The organism is Arthrobacter ipis (assembly GCF_014694315.1).
GTDB classification, from domain to species: Bacteria; Actinomycetota; Actinomycetes; order Actinomycetales; family Micrococcaceae; genus Arthrobacter; species Arthrobacter ipis.
Window position 1 is genome coordinate 283,402 of sequence record NZ_JAAOXD010000009.1, and the last position, 664, is coordinate 284,065.

Below are 664 nucleotides of genomic sequence, written 5' to 3' on the forward strand. Positions count from 1 at the left end.
CGATGTGACGATGGACTTCGGGTACGGGCATTCGTTTACCGAGTCCAGCCCCGAGGCCTACGAGCGGCTGATCCTGGACGTGCTCCTGGGGGAGCCGCCGTTGTTCCCGCGGCACGAGGAAGTGGAGCTGTCCTGGAAGATCCTGGACCCCTTCGAAGAGTACTGGGCCGGTTTGGGTGAACAGCCCGAGCCCTATGCGCCCGGCAGCTGGGGCCCGGCCTCGGCCGATGAGCTGCTAGCCCGTGACGGACGCACCTGGAGAAGGCCATGATCGTAGACCTGCCCAACACCACCACCTCGAACGTTTCCAAGAAGATCCAGTCGCTGCGTGAGCAGGGCGGGGTGATCGCTCTCGGCCGGGTCCTGACCCTCGTGGTGGTCACCAAGTCCGGGCTCGAGGAGGAAGCGATCGAGGCCGCGAACGAGGCCAGCCGCGAACACCCCTGCCGGATCATCGTGCTCGCCGATGCGGGTTCGTCAGCGCCGAACCGGCTCGACGCGCAGATCCGGGTCGGCGGGGACGCCGGCGCCTCGGAGGTCATCGTGCTGCGCGGCTTCGGGGAACTCGCGGAGGAATCCGAGTCCCTGGTCGCCGCGCTGCTGCTGCCCGACGCCCCGATCGTGGCCTGGTGGCCGCACGGGGCACCGAAGAACGCGTCCGAAA

At 68.1% G+C, this 664-nt stretch carries 1 protein-coding gene and 1 pseudogene; both read left to right on the forward strand.

Annotated features, from left to right (window positions below; genetic code table 11):
* Window positions 1-271: pseudogene (locus G9E11_RS20030) on the forward strand (glucose-6-phosphate dehydrogenase); the annotation flags it as partial.
* Window positions 268-664 (forward strand): glucose-6-phosphate dehydrogenase assembly protein OpcA (locus tag G9E11_RS20035; RefSeq protein ID WP_190609072.1); only part of this gene is annotated, 397 nt, incomplete at its 3' end. The pseudogene G9E11_RS20030 and the gene G9E11_RS20035, both read left to right, overlap by 4 nt.